The organism is Streptomyces sp. RLB3-17, assembly GCF_007113425.2.
Classification (GTDB): domain Bacteria; phylum Actinomycetota; class Actinomycetes; order Streptomycetales; family Streptomycetaceae; genus Streptomyces; species Streptomyces mirabilis_D.
The window spans coordinates 7078857-7096599 of sequence record NZ_CP041610.2 but is presented as its reverse complement, the minus strand read 5'-3'; the positions used below and the strand labels follow the sequence as shown (position 1 = coordinate 7096599).

16 protein-coding genes are annotated in these 17743 nt (G+C 68.8%); 8 read left to right on the top strand and 8 right to left on the bottom strand.

From position 1 onward, the window contains the following. The first annotated feature begins 140 nt into the window (after positions 1-140). The gene (locus FNV62_RS32215; protein ID WP_097286059.1) at positions 141-557 is read left to right on the top strand and encodes a hypothetical protein; all 417 of its coding nucleotides are present in this window, start codon (positions 141-143) and stop codon (positions 555-557) included. Between the two features lie 93 nt (positions 558-650). On the opposite strand, the gene FNV62_RS32210 is transcribed toward FNV62_RS32215, so the two are convergent. Next, the gene (locus tag FNV62_RS32210; RefSeq protein ID WP_143655650.1) at positions 651-1526 is read right to left on the bottom strand and encodes a helix-turn-helix transcriptional regulator; all 876 of its coding nucleotides are present in this window, start codon (positions 1524-1526) and stop codon (positions 651-653) included. Positions 1527-1813: 287 nt separating this feature from the next. Between FNV62_RS32210 and FNV62_RS32205 the strand changes: the two genes are divergently transcribed. From FNV62_RS32205 to FNV62_RS32190, 4 genes are read left to right on the top strand one after another with little or no spacing between them, the layout of a single operon-like run. Beyond that, a complete protein-coding gene (locus FNV62_RS32205) occupies positions 1814-2887 on the top strand; it encodes a substrate-binding domain-containing protein (RefSeq protein ID WP_143609106.1) in 1074 nt (357 codons plus the stop codon). A 12-nt stretch (positions 2888-2899) separates the two neighbouring features. Then, positions 2900-4072 (top strand): toxic anion resistance protein, encoded by a 1173-nt coding sequence (locus tag FNV62_RS32200; protein WP_143609105.1) that lies wholly within the window; start codon positions 2900-2902, stop codon positions 4070-4072. Beyond that, positions 4069-5628 carry a substrate-binding and vWA domain-containing protein gene (locus FNV62_RS32195; RefSeq protein ID WP_186003124.1) on the top strand — a complete coding sequence of 520 codons (1560 nt, stop codon included), beginning with the start codon at positions 4069-4071 and terminating at the stop codon, positions 5626-5628. The genes FNV62_RS32200 and FNV62_RS32195 overlap by 4 nt, the downstream gene beginning before the upstream one ends. After that, complete coding sequence (locus FNV62_RS32190; protein ID WP_225900450.1) at positions 5615-6226, top strand: hypothetical protein; 612 nt, start codon at positions 5615-5617, stop codon at positions 6224-6226. Before FNV62_RS32195 ends, FNV62_RS32190 begins: the two co-directional genes overlap by 14 nt. Before the next feature lie 7 nt (positions 6227-6233). On the opposite strand, the gene FNV62_RS32185 is transcribed toward FNV62_RS32190, so the two are convergent. After that, on the bottom strand, positions 6234-6446 hold the full coding sequence (locus FNV62_RS32185) for a hypothetical protein (RefSeq protein ID WP_143602774.1): 213 nt from the start codon (positions 6444-6446) through the stop codon (positions 6234-6236). 832 nt (positions 6447-7278) lie between these two features. Here FNV62_RS32185 and FNV62_RS32180 point away from each other — a divergent pair. Further along, positions 7279-7782 (top strand): tetratricopeptide repeat protein, encoded by a 504-nt coding sequence (locus tag FNV62_RS32180; RefSeq protein WP_164331799.1) that lies wholly within the window; start codon positions 7279-7281, stop codon positions 7780-7782. Then, positions 7779-9053, top strand: coding sequence for a glycosyltransferase (locus FNV62_RS32175; protein ID WP_143602773.1), 1275 nt, complete (start codon positions 7779-7781; stop codon positions 9051-9053). The genes FNV62_RS32180 and FNV62_RS32175 overlap by 4 nt, the downstream gene beginning before the upstream one ends. A 96-nt stretch (positions 9054-9149) precedes the next feature. On the opposite strand, the gene rfbD is transcribed toward FNV62_RS32175, so the two are convergent. From rfbD to FNV62_RS32155, 4 genes are all read right to left on the bottom strand, one after another. Beyond that, positions 9150-10067, bottom strand: a complete 918-nt coding sequence (gene rfbD / locus FNV62_RS32170) for a dTDP-4-dehydrorhamnose reductase (RefSeq protein WP_143602772.1) — start codon at positions 10065-10067, stop codon at positions 9150-9152. Continuing rightward, complete coding sequence (gene rfbB / locus FNV62_RS32165) at positions 10064-11038, bottom strand: dTDP-glucose 4,6-dehydratase (protein WP_143602771.1); 975 nt, start codon at positions 11036-11038, stop codon at positions 10064-10066. Before rfbB ends, rfbD begins: the two co-directional genes overlap by 4 nt. A gap of 276 nt (positions 11039-11314) precedes the next feature. Then, complete coding sequence (locus tag FNV62_RS57180; RefSeq protein ID WP_263986788.1) at positions 11315-12415, bottom strand: hypothetical protein; 1101 nt, start codon at positions 12413-12415, stop codon at positions 11315-11317. A gap of 297 nt (positions 12416-12712) precedes the next feature. After that, complete coding sequence (locus FNV62_RS32155) at positions 12713-13312, bottom strand: dTDP-4-dehydrorhamnose 3,5-epimerase family protein (RefSeq protein WP_097286051.1); 600 nt, start codon at positions 13310-13312, stop codon at positions 12713-12715. A gap of 282 nt (positions 13313-13594) precedes the next feature. On the opposite strand from FNV62_RS32155, the gene FNV62_RS32150 reads away from it, so the two are divergent. Then, entirely contained in the window at positions 13595-15067 is a 1473-nt protein-coding gene (locus FNV62_RS32150; RefSeq protein WP_225900449.1) for a DUF2079 domain-containing protein, read from the top strand. Between the two features lie 174 nt (positions 15068-15241). On the opposite strand, the gene rfbA is transcribed toward FNV62_RS32150, so the two are convergent. Further along, on the bottom strand, positions 15242-16186 hold the full coding sequence (gene rfbA / locus FNV62_RS32145) for a glucose-1-phosphate thymidylyltransferase RfbA (protein WP_097286049.1): 945 nt from the start codon (positions 16184-16186) through the stop codon (positions 15242-15244). Between the two features lie 539 nt (positions 16187-16725). Continuing rightward, positions 16726-17517 carry a DUF6445 family protein gene (locus FNV62_RS32140; protein WP_143602768.1) on the bottom strand — a complete coding sequence of 264 codons (792 nt, stop codon included), beginning with the start codon at positions 17515-17517 and terminating at the stop codon, positions 16726-16728. Positions 17518-17743 lie beyond the last annotated feature (226 nt).

Here is a 17743-nt window from a genome sequence, read left to right as displayed (position 1 = left end):
GCTCGTCTCCACGATGGAACGGACACGGCCGGCCCCGACGTTCACGCTGCGTGATGGGTATGCACCTTTGCGATTCGACTCAACTTTAGACGAAATCTAAGCTAGGATGGCTTCCTGAAACAGCACAGGAGGCCGTCCCCATGTACGAACCGATCCGCACCAAGTCGGTCCACACGACGGCCGGTACCCCCTCCGACTTCCCCCACCGGTCGCGCGAGGAGGAGCTGGACATCCAGCTCGCCGGACACCTCGCGGCGCTCCTCACGGTGACCGACGAGATCCGCGCGATCGAGCCGTCCGCCGACCTGGACGCGGCGGCCGAGCGGCTCGCCGAGCAGGTGGCGCGGCTGCGGGGAGGAGTGGCGCCGGTCCGCGCGTCGGCCGCCGCCGTGCGCGAGCCGCACGTCGTCGCGCTCCACCAGCGGGCCCACGCCCTCGCCGGTCGTGCCCTCGTCGTCGCCGCGTCCCGCGCGGACACCGCGGGCGCGATCCTGGCCGCCGAGCGCATGGACGCCCACGCCCCGGCCGCCGAACCCCGCGAACTCGCGGCTCGCTGAGAGCCCGCGTCCGAGCCCCCGGGCTCCCCTTGTACGGCCCCGGTCCGCGCGCACCCGCAGCGACGTGCGGACCGGGTGCCACACACCCATCGGTCAGTCGAGGACAGTGGCCGGCGTCTGCAACCCGAGCGTCGCGAGCAGCGCCAGTTGCTGTGCCGCCTCCGTGCCCGGCGCGGCCGAGCAGATCGTGATCCGCAGATCCCCGCCCGGCACCGCGAGCGTGTCGCAGTCCAGGAGGATCGTCCCCACCTCGGGATGGTGGACCGCCTTGGTGTCGGCCTTGTGGAACCCGACCGCGTGCGAGGCCCACAGCTCACGGAACGGCTCGCTCTCCCGCCGCAGATCCGCGATCAGCGAGCGCAGCCCCCGGTCGTCGGGATAGCGGGCAGTGGCGGACCGAAGATCCGACACCAGGGCCGTGCGCAGCCTCCGCTCCTGCTCCGGGGTGTGCGTGGTCCGGCTGGGCAGGCCCGTGAACTGCCGCCACACGTAGTTGCGTTCCCGCCCGCGCCACCCGGACGGGTCCCCCGCCAGCGCGGCCCACAGCGGGTTCCACGAGATGAGGTTGTACGCCGCGTCGTGGACCCCGATCGGGGACTGGCTCAGCTGGTCCAGGAGGCGCTGCACGCTCGGCGGGATGTGCTGCGAGATGTATCCGGCCGCGGGCGGGGCCTGCCCGGCCAGCCGGAAGAGGTGGTCGCGCTCGGGCTCCGACAGGCGCAGGGCGCGGGCGAGCGCGCCGACGACCTGGTCGGAGGGGGCGGTGGCGCGGCCCTGTTCGAGGCGGGTGACATAGTCCACCGAGAGCCCGGCGAGCTGCGCCAGCTCCTCCCTGCGCAGTCCGGGCGCCCGCCGCGCGCCGCCCCTCGGCAGCCCGGCCTCCTGGGGTGTGGTCCGGTCGCGCCAGTACCGCAGCGTGGTACCGAGCTCTCCGTGCTCGCGATGGTCCCGAGGGTCTCGTTGGCTCACCCCTCCATGGTGCTCGCCCGGCGCCACCACAGCCTGGTACTGCCAGTCCCCCCGACGCGGAGGGCTCCGTCTGTCCGCCCGGGCGGCGCGGCCCGTGGGACACATGACCATCACCGTGATCACCGGTGCCGACGAGGGCATCGGATACGGGCGAGACCCCGCGCCCTCCACCTGGTGACACCCGCAGCAGGAGGCCGCCGCTCCGGTTGCATACCGGGATCGGTCGGACACCCTCCGTTCACCCGGAACGGCCGGGAATGTTGGGTTCCGGGAGCACTCTCCTCGATGTGAGACGCATCGCGGGAATCGTCCTGGCGGTCCTGCTGATCGGCGGCGTGGTAGCAGCCGTCATCGGGGGCCGCGAAGGTCAGGACAAGGGCACGGCAACGAAGACCGTGCAAGGAGTGATCGGATCGGAGAAGGCGGAGTTCTTCGCCGATCCCGACGTGGTGAAGGCCCTGGCTGCCAAGGGCTTCACCGTGAAGACGGAGACCTCCGGGTCCTGGGCCATGGACGGCCTGGACCTCACGGGGTACGACTTCGCCTTCCCCTCCAGCCAGGCCCCGGCCGACGAGCTGGCCGCCAAGTACCACGTACGGCAGCCGCTGCCGCGCCCGTTCTACTCGCCCCTCGTGGTCGTCGCGCACCGCAGCGCCGCCGAGGTCCTGGCGGCGAACGGGCTCGCGACCGTCGGCAAGGGCACCGGCACGCTCAGGATGGCCGCGTACCTCGAGGCCGCCGGGCAGGACCGGACCTGGCAGCAGCTCAAGGGGGCCGCGGCGCACGGCGAGTTGACCGGCACGCTCTTCATCGCCAGCACCGATCCGAACACCTCCAACTCCGGCGCGCTCTACCTGGCCGCCGCCTCGTACGTCGCCGACGGCGGCCGGGTCGCGTCCAGCGATGCCGCCGTCAGGCGCACCGCGCCCCTCATGCGCAAGCTCGTCAGCGTCCAGGGCGCCCAGCAGTCCAGCACGGACGCGGCGTTCCGGGACTTCATCAGCGGGGCCGGGAACCCGCTCGTGCTCGTGTACGAGTCGCAGGTCGCCGCGCTGCTCAATCAGGGCCAGGACGTCGGTGACCTCACGGTCCTCTACCCGGACACCACGGCGAACAGCGACCACACCGTCGTACCCCTCACTCCCGAGGGCCGTGCGCTCGGTGAGCTCCTGAGCGCCGACCCGACCCTGCGCAGGCTCGCCGTCAGGCACGGGTTCCGGCCGCAGGGCGCGACCGCGGAGTTCACGGCGGCCACCGCCGCCCACGCCACCTATCTCAACCAGAAGCTGACCGGCGTCCGGCAGGCGCCCGTGCCCGCCTACAAGGTGCTGCACGAGATGGCGCGCCGGGCCGGGAACTAGGGGGAAAAGCACGTGACGACCGAAGACACCTTCACCCTCACACCGCCCGAGGCCGTCGCGCCCGTGCCCCGTGAGAAGGCGGGCGGGCTGGTGCCCGTCGACCCGTCCGTCCAGGACGAGATGGCACGCCGGGCCGCCGAGTACGTCGGCACTCTCGCCGCCCTTGATGCCCGCTCACCCGAGTTCGCGGGCAAGGTCGGAGAGATCGCGGGCCTGGGCACGAGCGAGATGCGGGGCGCCGCCGCGCAGTCCAACCGCATGCTGGAGCGCACCCTGCGCAGTCTGCCCGACAAGGGCGGGGACGCCCAGTCGCACGTGGCGGGCTCGCTGGTCGAACTCCGACGTGTGGTCGAGGACCTGGATCCGCGCGACCTGCCTGCGAGCAAGGGGCGGAAGTTCCTGTCCAAGCTGCCCGGCGGCAACAAGCTGCGTGACCACGTCGCCAAGTACGCCTCCTCGCAGGCCACCCTGAACAAGATCGTGGGCTCGCTGCGCGGCGGCCAGGACGAACTGCGCCGTGACAACGCCGGGTTGCAGACCGAGCGCGTCCGGCTCTGGGAGACGATGGGCAAGCTCCAGGAGTACGTCGTCCTCACCCAGGCCCTGGACACGGCGGTCGAGGAGCACATCGCCACCGCCGAGGCCGTGGACCCCGCACAGGCCGACACCCTGCGCGCCGACGTCCTCTTCCCTGTCCGGCAGAAGCACCAGGACCTGCTGACCCAGCTCGCGGTGTGCGCGCAGGGCTATCTGGCCATGGACGTGGTCCGGCGCAACAACGACGAGCTCATCAAGGGCGTCGACCGCGCCGCCACCACCACGGTGTCCGCACTGCGCATCTCCGTGATGCTGGCCTCCGCCCTCGAGAACCAGCGCAAGGTCGTCGACCAGGTCAACGCCCTGCGCGGCACGACCGAGGACCTGATCCGCGGCAACGCCGAGATGCTCGCCACCCAGAGCGGGGAGATCCAGCGCATCGCCGCCGACCCGGCCGTCGGCGCGGAGACCCTGCGCACCGCCTTCCAGCAGATCTACCGCACCCTCGACGCCATCGACACGTACAAGGTCCAGGCGACCGAGTCGATGGCCGCGACCGTCGAGTCCCTCACGTCCGAACTCCAGCATGCGAGCGCCTACTTGGAGCGCAGCCGCTCGCGGGGCGCCCTGGAAGGGGGCTCCGCGTGAGACGTCGTACGGCCTACGCCGTCGTGTCCCTGCTCGCCGTCACAGCCACCGCCGCGGTCACCGGCTGCACGACGACGCAGGACCAGAAGCAGGGGTCCGCCGGCAACACCCCCGAACCCGGCACCCTGCGCGTCCTCGCCTCCAGCGAGCTCAGCGACATGGCGCCGATCCTCGAACAGGTCCGCAAGGACACCGGTATCAAGGTCCGCCCCACCTACATGGGCACCCTCTCCGCCGTCGACCTGCTCGCGAAGGGCAAGGTGGACGGCGCGTACGACGCGCTGTGGCTGTCGTCCGACGACTATCTGCGGCTGCGCCCCGAAGCGGCGAGGAAGGTCGTCTCGGAGACGCCGATCATGTCGAGCCCGGTGGCGATCGGGGTGAAGCCGGCGACCGTGAGCGCGCTGGGCTGGAAGCCCGAGAACGTCACCTGGTCCCAGGTCGAGAAGGCCGTCGCGGACGGGAAGCTGACCTACGGCATGACCGATCCGGCCCGCTCCAACTCCGGTTTCTCCACACTGATCTCGGTGGCCTCGGGCCTGTCCGGGGCGCAGTCGGCGCTCACGGACGCGGACGTGGCGAAGGCGACCCCGCGGCTGAAGGAGTTCTTCAAGGGGCAGAAGCTGACCTCGGGGTCCTCGGGCTGGCTGGCGACGGCGTACGAGCGGCGCGGCACCGTGGACGCCCTGCTCAACTACGAGTCGATCCTCAAGGGCATGAAGGGGCTGACGGTCATCCGCCCGCGCGACGGCGTGGTGACCGCCGACTACCCGCTCTCCTCGCTCGCCTCCTCCAGCAAGGACACCCGCGAGAGTGTCCGCCGCCTCACCGAGGCGCTGCGCGCTCCGGCCGTCCAGCGGGAGATCACTCAGCAGACGCGGCGCCGCCCGGTCGTCGCCTCCGTCGCCCCGGCGGCCGGCCTCGACACCGGGCGACGGCGTGAACTCCCCTTCCCCGGCAGCCGGTCCGTCGCCGACCACCTCCTGGACTCCTACGAGAACAAGCTCCGCCGACCCTCCCGGACCGTGTACGTCCTCGACACCTCCGGCTCGATGGACGGCGGCCGCCTCGACCGGCTGAAGAAGGCGCTCACCGGACTGACGGACGGCTTCCGCGACCGCGAGGAGGTGACGCTGATGCCGTTCGGCTCGAAGGTCAAGAGCGTCCACACGCACGTGGTGCGGCCCGAGGACCCGGGGGCCGGTCTCGACGGCATCCGCAAGGACACCGAGGCCCTCAGCGCCTCCGGCAACACCGCGATCTACACGTCGCTGGAGAAGGCGTACGAGCATCTGGGCGCGGGCGGCGACACGTTCACGTCGATCGTGCTGATGACGGACGGCGAGAACACGAGCGGCGCCGACCCCGAGGACTTCGACGGCTTCTACGGCCGGCTGCCGGGCGGGCAGAAGGAGATCCCGGTCTTCCCGATCCTGTTCGGCGACTCCGACCGGGGCGAGCTCCAGCACATCGCCGACCTGACCGACGGCCGCCTCTTCGACGCCCGCAAGGGTTCGCTCGACGGCGCCTTCGAGGAGATCCGTGGCTACCAATAAGAACCCCCTGAGGTATCTGGAGTCCCGCAAGAACCTCACCGGCAGCGCCTGCGGGCTCGCCGGTCTGGCCCTCACCTTCGCGGGGGTCGCGGGCCCGTACTGGCCGGTCGTCGTCGCGGGGCTGTACGGGGCGGGCGCCCTGATCGCCCCGCCGGAGCGACCGCCGCTGCCGGACTTCCCGGATCCCTCGGCCCAACTGGAGGAGCTGCGTGGCGACTTCGGCCGCCTGCGGGAGTATCTGGACGGTGTGGAACTGCCCCCGGCGGCGGCCGGCCGGCTCACCGAACTGACCGAGCTCCTGACCGCGCTGCTGGATCCCGGCTGGGTCGCCGAGGTGCTCGCGCAGGACCCGGAGGGCGTGCACGCGCTGTCCCGTACCGTACGGCAGGACATTCCCGAGGCCGTCGACACCTTCGTACGGACCCGGTGGTGGACCCGGCTGACGCCCGGCACCGAACCGCCGGAGCGCCACCTCGAGCGCCAGCTCACCCTGCTGCACGAGGAGGCGGACCGGCTCGCGGCGACCCTGCGGGAGGTCGAGGCCCGGCGCCAGGAGTCGCACACGCGCTATCTGGAGGACCGCGGACGCTCACAGTGAGCGGTCATCAGCCCTGGAGCTGTTTCGCGACGACCGCCGGCACAACCACCAGCACGGCGACCTTCAGCACCGGGCGCAGGCGTCCGCCCGGCCCCTCGTCCGTTCGCGACGGCGGGTCCGGCAGCGGTACGGGCACGGGACCGCTGAACACGTCGTGGTCAATGGTCGCCGCCCGGGTGCACCAGGGGTAGGCGTCAGGATGGAAGCCGTGCACGCCCAAGCGCCCGGTATGGCTCGATCATGTGATCGTCGGCTTCTAGGCTTTCGGTGCTCTGGGGCTGCCGGGACAACGTCACCGTGCGATCTGGGACACGGGAACGGACCACGCGCTGGACGAGGACCGCCAGGGCGAAGTCGTCGGTGACGGCCGGCCGGGCCGCCCGCCTGGCGCTCGGGGGCGAGCAGTCGGTGGTGTGCATCAGGCAGGGGCAGAGCTTGCGCCGGTTCGAGCGGCTGGGAGGCGTTGGTGGGGCGGGTGGCGAGCGGGGACATGGTCAGCGGCCTGGTCAGCCGACACTCCTGCTCGCCGGTGGTAGGTGGTCGTGTCACGTGCCTGGAGGGAACTGAGTTCTTGCGTGCGGCTCGCCGTCGAGGTCGCATGACGTCCAGGCAGCCGTTCTCATCGGTGTGAGCGCCGCGCTGGTGGCCCATCAGAGGATGAGGAGCCGAACACAGCACGCCCAATTACCCGATGAGAACAAGAGATTCACGATATCGGGTTCGCCGAAGCACATCCCTGATACGTGCATTCGGGTGGTCTGCAAATCCCAAGCGCCTGCCGCATGGCAGCTCATCAGTACGGCCTCGTAACGTCGGCGTGGATGACGGTGATTCGGATCCGGTACCGCTGGCAACGCCACGGTCTCTCGACATCGGCCACCTGAGATCAGCCGCATCCATCCGTCCCTCACTATTCCACGAGATGTGACCAAGTGAAGCGTAGGAGATTGTGGACAGGGCTCGCCGCGACAACGGCGGCGGTTGCCACCGGGTTGACCATCTGGGCTTTTCAGTCCCCGTCGGCCGCGCCCCCGGAGTCCAAGGCCGCGTCAGTGACCCGGAAGACCGCGGACACGAGCAAACTGTTGCAGACCGCTCTTCAGCAGCAGCAACAGCAGGATTCCGGTGGGGCTGCGCTTACTTACAAGCGCGTACTGGAAATGGACCCTCACAACAAGCTCGCCTGGTACGGCCTGGGGCTCATCGCGCAGCAGAACGGCAAGACGCTCGATGCCCGTGCGGCCTATGACAAGGCTCTGAAGATCGATCCGTCGTTCATGTCGGCTCTCTTCAGCGAGGCGATGATGCTGAAGTCGAGCGACCCCGACCGGACCATGGAACTCCTGAAGCGTGCCGTTGTCGCCGAACCGGAAGCAGCCACGATCCGCATGCAACTCGGGCTTCTCCTGGCGGAGAAGGGCCGCACCGACGAGGCCGGGAACGAGTTCCGGCGTGCCGTCGCGGCCAATCCCTCGCTGCGTTCCCAAGTACCGGAAGATTTCCGGGATTCCGTCAGCCCCTCCCCGACATCGAGCCAAGCAGGGAGCATCAGATGACGTCGACCGCGACGCCCAGGTTTTCTGTCTTCACCCCCAGCCACCGTCCCCGTTTTCTCGATGAGTGCCTGGCGTCCCTGCAGGCGCAGACCTGTTCGGACTGGGAGTGGATCGTCCTGCTCAACAACGGCGCCCGGTGGCGGCCGGAGCGACCCGACGAGAGGGTCCGTGTGGAGGTCGCGGACGACATCCGCGGCGTCGGAGCGGCGAAGCGCAGGGCCTGCGAACTGGCGTGCGGTGAGATCCTCGTGGAACTCGACCACGACGATCTCCTGGCGAAGGACTGCCTGGCGGAGCTCGGCGAGGCGTTCGACGCGCATCCCGAAGCTGTTTTCGTCTACAGCAACACCGCGCACATCACCGAGGACGGCAAGCGGGAGGAACTCCGTTTCGACGCGATGTGCGGCTGGGAGTACGAGGAGGTGAACGTCGACGGCCGTGAGCTGCTACAGGCCATTTCCCTGGCGGCGACGCCGCACAACGTCTCCTACATCTGGTACGCGCCCAACCATGTGCGGGCGTTCCGCAAGGAGACCTACGAGGAGGTCGGCGGGTACGACGCCACGCGTACGGTCCTGGACGACCAGGACCTGATGTGCCGCCTCTTCCACGTCGGCGACTTCCACCACATCAACCGCTGCCTGTACCTGCAGCGGATCCACTCCACGAACACCCAGCTCGACCCGAAGATCAACGCACACATCCAGCGCGAGACGGTCGTCCTGTACGACAAGTACATCGAGGCCAACGCCCTCGCCTGGACCCAGCGGCGCGGACTGCTCGCACTGGACCTCTGCGCGACCCGCCAGAAGCCGCCCGGCTACGTGGGCGTGGGCCAGTACCCGGGAGAGGGTGTGGACATCGTCGCGGACCTGCCCGGGAAGCTGGACCTGCCCGATGGATCGGTCGGCTTGGTGCGGGCGACCGAGTTCCTGGAGCGCGTGCCCGCGAAGGTGCCGCTGATCAACGAGCTGTACCGGCTGCTGGCACCCGGCGGCATGCTCCTCACCATGACGCCCAGCTCCGACGGCCGCGGCGCGTACCAGGACCCGAGTCACGTCGCCTACTACAACGAGAACTCGTTCTGGTACTACACGGACAACAAGTACCGTGCCTTCGTGCCCGAGCTCGATGCCCAGTTCCAGATGTCACGGCTGGTCACCTACTTCCCAACCGAGTGGCACGCTCAGAATGACATCTCGTACGTGGTCGCCAACCTCATCGCGATGAAGGAGGGGACCGCCCGGTGCGGCGGACCGCTGCTGGTCTGAACCTGCGCGACGAGGCGCCCGGCGGATCTGTCAGGTTCCGCCGGGCGCCTCGTCGCGTTCTGGGCCGTTCCGTCTCGGTCGTCGCCTTGCCCTCCCTCAGGTCGTCAGGCGTCCGCTGTCCGTGCGCGCCGCGGCGGCCAGAGCGGCGAAGGCGGGCGTCTTCAGGGCCGCGGTCAGCTGGTCGTCCCAGCGGGGCAGGGGCGCGAGGCCGGCCCGCAGCCAGTTGCCGTGACCGAGTACACCGAACGCCGGGCGGGTGGCCGGACGCGGGAACTTGTCCGAGCCGACCGGGCGGATGCGCTCGGCGTCGAGGCCGCTGAGACGGAAGGTCTCCCGCGCCAGGCCGCACCAGGTGGTGTGACCGGCCGCCGTGCCGTGGTAGATGCCCGCCGGGGCCCTACCGGCCAGGGCGGCACGGCCGAGGGCCGCCAGCTGCCGGGCGAGCGCACGGGACCAGGTCGGCTGGCCGTGCTGGTCGGCCACCACATCCAGGGTCTCGCGCCGGGCGGCGAGTTCCAGCATCGTGGTCACGAAGTTGGGCCCGTGCGCGCCGTAGAGCCAGGCGGTGCGCACGATGTAGCCGACGCGGGGCAGCAGCTCGACGACTGCCCGCTCCCCCGCCAGTTTGCTCCGTCCGTATGCGTTGACGGGCCCCGTCGGTGCATCCTCCGGGTACGGTCGACGGGAATCGCCCGGGAGCACGTAGTCGGTGGAGATGTGCAGCAGGAGTGCGCCGCTGTCCGCGCAGGCGCGTGCGAGGTGGCGGACGCCCGTGCCGTTCACGGCTGTGGCCGCCGACTCGGACCGCTCGGCGCCGTCGACGTCCGTCCAGGCGGCGCAGTTGACGACCACTCCGTGACCGGCAACGGCCGCGCGCGCGGCTGCCGGGTCCGTGATGTCGAGCTGGTCACGGCCCAGTCCCGTCACCACGGCGTCCGGATCGCCGGCGAGCTCGGCCAGCACGTCCTGGCCGAGGAGCCCGTGTGCACCCGTCACCAGCCAGCTCGTGGTCATCGCGGTTCGGCCCTCTCCTTCAGCGGCTCCCACCAGGAACGGTGTGTGCGGTACCAGGCGACCGTGGCGGCCAGGCCCTCGGTGAAGGAGACCTGTGGGGCGTAGCCGAGCTGCTCGCGGATCTTGCTGTCGTCCAGCGAGTAGCGCAGGTCGTGGCCTTTGCGGTCGGTCACGTACTCGACCCGGTCCCAGCCGGCGCCGACCGCGTCCAGCAGCAGGCCGGTGAGCTTGTGGTTGCTCAACTCGGTCCCGCCGCCGATGTGGTAGACCTCCCCGGCCCTGCCGCCCTTCAGGACCAGGTCGATGCCCCGGCAGTGGTCGGAGACGTGCAGCCAGTCGCGGAGGTTGCGGCCGTCTCCGTACAGGGGGACCGTCCTCCCGTCCATCAGGTGGGTGATGAAGAGCGGGATGACCTTCTCGGGGAACTGGTACGGCCCGTAGTTGTTGGTGCACCGGGTGACCACCACGTCCAGGCCGTGGGTGCGGTGGTAGGCGAGCGCGAGCAGGTCGGAGCCGGCCTTCGACGCGGAGTACGGGGAGTTCGGCGCCAGTGGCCATCCCTCGGTCCACGAGCCTTCACTGATCGAGCCGTACACCTCGTCGGTGGAGACGTGGAGGAAGCGGCCGACACCGTGCCGGTGCGCGGCGTCCAGCAGCACCTGGGTTCCCATCACATTGGTGCGGACGAACGGACCGGCCCCCTCGATCGACCGGTCCACGTGCGACTCTGCGGCGAAATGCACCACGGCGTCCTGGCCCGCCATCACCTGGTCGACCACGTCCGGGTCACAGATGTCGCCCCGGACGAAGGTGTATCCCGGGTGGTCCGCCACCGGTGCCAGATTGTCCTCGACCCCCGAGTACGTGAGTGTGTCGAGGACGGTGATCCGTGCTGTCGGATCCGAGTTCAGCCGCCGGCGGACGTATTCCGAGCCGATGAATCCGGCGCCGCCGGTCACAAGAATGCGCATAGTTCTCCGATTTTCCTTACTGCCCGGCGTTCAGCACCGGGGGATGATGCCTGGTCACCCAGCATCTGCACCGTTGACGCTACTCAGGACTGCGGTATCTTCCCGGCAGGCCGGACCGACTGACGCTGATGTCGTCGATGACGAGCCGGCACATTCCTCGATTCCGTGGGCGCGGACGGAATACGGACGGTGCCCGCGAGGCCGAAGCCTCGGGGCACCGTCGCTCGTTCCCGGGTGAAGCGGACGGCCGGTACGACACCGCCGCTCACGGGGGAGTTACGGGGTGATGTCGGCGCAGACCACGTAGGCGGTGATGTTCTGCGGGTTGTCGGCGGTGGTGCTGGCCTGCCACCCGTTGGGGGCAGCCACCGGGCCGATCGGGAAGTTGTCCCGGATGCTGCCGGTGTCGGTCATGAATCCGCCGCCGGTGGCGACGTCACCGGCGTCGCACGAGACCGTCGCGGTCATCATTTGGGGACCGCTGTTCCTGTAGTACGTGGTCACGGGACCCCGCGCGCCTTGCGAACCCTGGTTGCCCTGGAAGCCCTGGTCACCCTGGTTGCCCTGGTTGCCCTGGAAGCCCTGGTAGCCCCGCGGACCCTGGTTGCCCTGGAAGCCCTGGTTGCCCTGGTCACCCTGGAAGCCCTGGTTGCCCTGGTTGCCCTGGAAGCCCTGGTAGCCCCGCGGACCCTGGTTGCCCTGGAAGCCCTGGTTGCCCTGGTCACCCTGGAAGCCCTGGTTGCCCTGGTTGCCCTGGAAGCCCTGGTTACCTTGGAAGCCCTGGTAGCCGCGCGGGCCCTGGTTGCCCTGGTTGCCCTGGTTGCCCTGGTTGCCCTGGTTGCCCTGGAAGCCCTGCTCACCCTGGTTGCCCTGGTTACCCTGCGCACCCTGGTTGCCCTGGTTACCCTGCGCACCCTGGTTGCCCTGGAAGCCCTGCTCACCCTGGTTGCCCTGGTTACCCTGCGCACCCTGGTTGCCCTGGTTGCCCTGCGCACCCTGGTTGCCCTGGAAGCCCTGGTCACCCTGGTTGCCCTGGTTGCCCTGGTTGCCCTGCGCACCCTGGTTGCCCTGCGGACCCTGCGGACCCTGCGGACCCTGCGGACCCGGCTTACCCTGCGGACCTTGCGGACCCCGCTTACCGTCGTGGCCCTGGTGGCCGCGAGGCCCTTGCGGCCCGCGGTCGCCGCCGCGGGTGCTCACGGCGCCGTTCGGGCCGGGGGTGGCAACCTCACCAGCGCCGACGCCGTTGCCGGACCGGTGGATCGCGTCAGCGATGGCCGTCGCGCTCGGGGCGATGTTGAGCACTACGGCAAGCGCGCCGACCGACACCATGGCGGCGGACTTCACGCGTGAACTTCGGATCGTTCTACGGCTCACAGAGAACCTTCCTCGGGAACTTGGACGCATCAGACCGCAAGCGCGCGCACTCGGTGCGCTTCATTCGCATGCGTGTCACGTGTCGGTTACTGACACACCCAGTTTTCACACCCGGAGATTGAATAATTGCGATTCGTTCCGTGTCATAGACGAAGATCACCCGCGCGGCCTCAATGCACTATCTCAGGCCGATTCCGGCGCAGTACCGATTTTCCGGTGCAATTTCATGGCGGCCGGTGATTCCCGACGACGCGAAGCCCCGCCGCGAGGGAGGGGCTTCGCCGCAGGCCGGCCGTCTCAGGCGCCACTCACGAGACTTCCGCGATACGCGGTGCAGTCCTCGAAGGAAGGCAGCAGACCCTGCCGCTCGGCTTCCTCCAGCGTGGGCGCCGCCGCGTCCTTGTCCGAAAGACACGGCGCGAGGTCCTCGGGCCAGGCGATGGCCAACGCGGGGTCGAGCGGATTGATCCCGTACTCACGCTGCGGCGCGTATCCCTGCGAACACAGGTAGACGACGGTGGAGTTGTCCTCCAGCGCCATGAAGGCGTGGCCCAGTCCTTCCGAGAGGTAGACGCAGCGGTGCGTCGTGTCATCGAGCCGGACCGCCTCCCATTTCCCGAAATCCGGGGATCCGGTGCGGATGTCGACCACCACGTCGAGGACGGCGCCGCTGACGCACGTGACGTACTTGGCCTGGCCGGGCGGGACCGACGCGTAGTGGATACCGCGGAGAGTGCCGCGAGCGGAGCGGGAGCAATTGGCCTGCTCGAGCTGGAGCCCCTGACCGATGGAACCGTGGAACCTTTCACTCTTGAACCACTCGTGGAAACGCCCCCTGTTGTCCGCGAAGACCTTGGGTGTGTCCACCCAGGCCCCTTCGATGCCCAGCGGTCTCACGTGATGCTCCCTTCCACCGCGCGGCCTTTTCGCCGCTCACTACCTCCGTGTCTTCGGGACATCCGCCGCGGGACTTAAGGCCGTGCCCTACGTGGTGAGGCGGATGCGTGCGGCCATTCGGGGGATTCTGGCCACACGGGAGTTTGGTCAAGGTCGGATACCGCGTGCTGCTGGCATCTTGATGGCCGCCACTCCCGGTTTCCTGAAGGGCTCGCGATGCAAACATCCCCCACCAAAAGCGCAACGCTCCCGACGCAGCAATCGACCCTCGAGAAAAAGGCGGTGGCCGCATCACCGCACAACGGCGGCTTCTACGGCACATGGTGGATCTGGGCCATGGCCGGAGCGCTGTTCCTGGTGTACGCGGCGGTGTCGCTCCGTCTCCACCAGCGGATGATGACGAGCAGCTATGACCTGGGAATCTTCGATCAGGTCGTCCGCTCATACGCGGAAGGACACTTGCCGGTCTCCGAAGTGAAGGGCCAGGACTTTCCCGTCCTGGGGGATCACTTCTCTCCCATCCTCGCGCTCGTGGCGCCGTTCTACTGGGTGTGGCGGGGAGCGGAAACGCTCCTCGTCGTGCAGGCCGCGCTTCTCGCCGTGAGCGTCGTCCCGCTGACTCTCTGGGCACGCCGGACCCTGGGCGGCCCGGCCGGCGCGGTGATCGGTGCCTGCTACGGCCTCTCCTGGGGAATCGCGAGTGCTGTCGGCTACGACTTCCACGAAGTGGCGTTCGCCGTGCCGCTCCTGGCGTTCTCGCTGACCGCCCTCGGGAACGACCGGTTGAGCGCCGCGGCGTACTGGGCTCTGCCCCTGCTGCTCGTGAAGGAGGACCTCGGACTCACGGTTCTCGTCATCGGTCTCGTCATCGCCTGGCGAGGCGACCGCAGGCTCGGCATGTTCACGGTCGCAGCCGGTGTGGCCGCAGCGGCGCTAGCACTGTTCGTGGTTCTGCCGGCCTTCAGCCCGAGTGGGTCCTTCGCCTATTGGTCCCTGGTCGGGGGCGGTTCTGGAGCACCGGGAGTCGACGGTGGCAGTGGAGGCGGTCTGCTGGATCTGCTCCACCGGGGCACGATCGGTCTGGTCACCCCCCAGACGAAGGTGTCGACTTTCGTACTCATGCTGGCTCCCACCATGTTCTTGGCAATGCGGTCCCCGCTGCTGTGGGTCGCCCTGCCGACTCTGGTGTGGCGCTTCACGTCGAGCAACGGCCTGCACTGGGGGACGGGTTTCCACTACTCGCTCGTCCTGATGCCCATGGTCTTCGCGGCCTTCATCGACGCCCTGGTGCGACGCGGGACGAGCGTGCGCGGTCTGCGCCGTTACCTCGCGGGCTGCGCCGCGATCACCCTCGTGATCCTTCCGAACTTCCCCCTGTTCCAGCTGGTCCAGCCGGACACCTGGCGGACCGATCCTCGCGTCGCCGTCGCCCACCGCCTGATGGACAAGATCCCCGACGGTGCCACGGTCCAGACGTCCGACCATCTGGTGCCCCAGCTCAGCAACCGTACGAGCGTCAGCCTCTACGGCTCGAACGACAGCCGCCCGAACCCCCAGTGGATCATGGTGGACGTCTGGGCGCCGGACAGCACGCGAGGGTGGCTGGGCGCGCCGCTCAGCGCTGAAGCGGAACAGCAGCACTTGGTGGAAAGCAGCCGTACGGGGTACGCCCTGGTGGCGCAGGAGGGCGGCTTCGTGCTGATGCACCGCCAGGAGGTGATGCCGCAGCAGCGGAGCCGATCGGGACACGCCTGAGAGATCGCCGTCTCCCCAGGAGACGGGGGCCTCGCCGGTGAGTCGGCGGGCCATGAGAACGACCCGTGGCCAGGTGGTTGCCGCCGTCCACCCACACCTTGCGCAGGGTGGGAGGGGCGGCGGCGACCTGGTCGACAGGATGGGTTCCGCGGTACGGGCGCCTTGGGATGTTGGTTACACCGGAGCGCCCGGCCCCATGCGCAGCAGTTCTTCGCGAGGCGATCCGCTACCCCTTTGGGGCATGACGACGTATCGGGAGTCCTCCAGCAGCCCAAGCAGATAGTCGCCGTATCCGCTCTTGAGTAGCGGCTGGGCCAGTTTCCGGAGCCGGTCGTCGTCGATCAGGCCGGCCCGCCAGACCGCCTCCTCGACGCAGCCGACCTTGAAGCCCTGGCGTTCCTCGATCACGCGGACGAATTCCGAAGCCTGAACCATGGAGTTGAAGGTTCCGGTGTCGAGCCACGCGGTGCCCCGGTCGAGCCGGGTGACGTGCAGCGCCCCGGCTTCCAGATAGACGCGGTTGAGGTCGGTGATCTCCAACTCGCCCCTGGCGCTGGGCCGCAGGCCGCAGGCGATGTCCACTACGTGATTGTCGTAGAAGTACAGTCCGGGCACGGCGTACCGGGACCTGGGCCGGGCCGGTTTCTCCTCGATGGACAGCGCCCGACCCAGTTCGTCGAACTCCACCACGCCATAGGCCGTGGGGTCGGCGACCTGGTAGGCGAACACCCTGCCGCCCTTCAGATCGTCGTGTTGGGCCAGCCGGGTGCCGAGGCCGCTGCCATGGAAGATGTTGTCGCCCAGAATCAGGGCGACCGACTCGTCGTCGATGAAGTCGGCGCCCAGGATGAAAGCATGGGCAATGCCCTCCGGGCGCTCCTGTGCCATGTATTCCAGCCGCAGGCCCAGTTGACTGCCGTCGCCGAGCAGCCGACGGAACTGGAACTGGTCTTCGGGGGTGGTGACGATCAGGATCTCCCGGACGCCGGCCATCACGAGTGTGGACAGCGGGTAATAGACCATGGGCTTGTCGAAGACCGGGAGCAGTTGCTTCGACACCGAGCGGGTCAACGGCCAAAGTCGCGAGCCGGTGCCTCCGGCCAACAGGATTCCGCGCATGGCATCACCATAGGTGAATTGCCCATGAATGCCGCTTTTTCACACGGCCGAGGACTGGCCTCGATTCATCAGCTCGGTTCGACCGCTACGCCGCAGACCTTCCCCGCGGCCTCCCGGTCATCGGCTTCACGACTCCCGGAAGTTCCCCGCCACCAACGAACTGGTGGCGGTGCCGCCGCGCCCCGGCTTTGTCGGCGGCCCGGAAGTGCCCGGATGCCGTCGGAACGGGCGTCACCGCAGCTGATCCGACGAGCAGGTTCGAAAAAGGTGCAGCAACACCCGAAAGGCGGCGGAACGAAATCCTCCGGCATGCCCGTGATCACGCTGTGCCGTGAGCCGGCGGAAGCCGTACCCCAGCGACCAACCGCACGGGAATCCCCTGGAAATACCTCCCGCACGACTTCCCGAACCGACAGCGGAACGGATGCCGGGAAGCGACTTACCCGACCGTCTCCAAGGGCTGGGTCGGCACCGGCTTCGAAAACGCCGTCGCCGAACACGGGGCCGGCCTCGGAATCGAGGTTGCTTCAAGTACCGCCTCAGACGTTGATGTCGAAGAAGAAGAGCTGCACCAGGCGGTGGGTGCCGTGCTCCCCGGCGAAGTGCTCGTACGACGTGGCCGAGTGCATCAGCTTCGCGTCCCAGATCACCAGCCGGTTGTACTGACCGGAGACCGACTCGATCAGCTCCCAGTTGTCCTCGTGCTCCAAGTTGTAGGGGTCGTAGACGACCGAGCGCGCGGCCTCGACGGCCTCGGAGTTGCCGAGGCGCGCCTGTTCCTTCGGATGGCTGGGCGCACGCCGGCAACCGTAGGTCCTGTCGCGCCAGAAGCTGGTGCCAGCACCGGCAGGCGGGTTCGGGTTCAGGTAGATCGCGGCGGCGTAGCTCTGCGAGTCGTGGTGCCAGACCAGCGGGTCGTCGTGCGCGGTCTGCTGGAAGACGCCGTTGGCGTTGTGGCCGAGCCATTCGGTGACCGGAGTGCCGAGCAGCCGCGAGAACTCCTCGCGCAGGCCGGGCCAGAGGAACCGGTGGTCGCTGCGCAGGCCTTTGAAGTACTGCAGATCGGTGTGGTAGCTGGCGCTGAGCGCGATCTCGCGCACCTCGTCCGGGTCGTCGAGGAAGTCATCCACGGAGATCAGGTGCGGTGCGGTGGGGGTGAACAGCCGCTTCGCGGCGGGCTTGAGCTGCGCGTCCTCGAGGGTGGGGGCGGGGACCACGATCGGCAACTGCGCAGAGCCGCTGGAGATCAGGTAGCCACCGTCACCGCGGTCCTCCAGCACGACAGCGACCTCACCACCGAAGTTGAGCTGCTCCCCCGAGTTGAATGACATGGCCAGACTTCCTTCGTCGCGCGCTGACTGACGCACGAAGATTACCGACCAGCTCCTCGCAATTGCCAGATTTCGCCGTATAAGTACCCACATCGGCGCAGTAGCTGGTCAGATCGCGCCGGCCGCTTCCCCCTGGTACACATTCCAGGCGAACTCGGCCGCACGGCCGAAATCGCGCGCCCTCTGGTCGCGAGGACCTGTTGGTGCGGCTGCGCCCACCCGCCCT

Bases quoted from the DNA above. Each gene is read 5' to 3' on its own strand.
- rfbA (WP_097286049.1), bottom strand. From the start codon at position 16,186: ATGCGCGGAATCCTGTTGGCCGGAGGCACCGGCTCGCGACTTTGGCCG.
- FNV62_RS32175 (WP_143602773.1), top strand. From the start codon at position 7,779: ATGACGTCGACCGCGACGCCCAGGTTTTCTGTCTTCACCCCCAGCCAC.
- FNV62_RS32215 (WP_097286059.1), top strand. From the start codon at position 141: ATGTACGAACCGATCCGCACCAAGTCGGTCCACACGACGGCCGGTACC.
- FNV62_RS32140 (WP_143602768.1), bottom strand. From the start codon at position 17,517: ATGTCATTCAACTCGGGGGAGCAGCTCAACTTCGGTGGTGAGGTCGCT.
- rfbD (WP_143602772.1), bottom strand. From the start codon at position 10,067: ATGACCACGAGCTGGCTGGTGACGGGTGCACACGGGCTCCTCGGCCAG.
- rfbB (WP_143602771.1), bottom strand. From the start codon at position 11,038: ATGCGCATTCTTGTGACCGGCGGCGCCGGATTCATCGGCTCGGAATAC.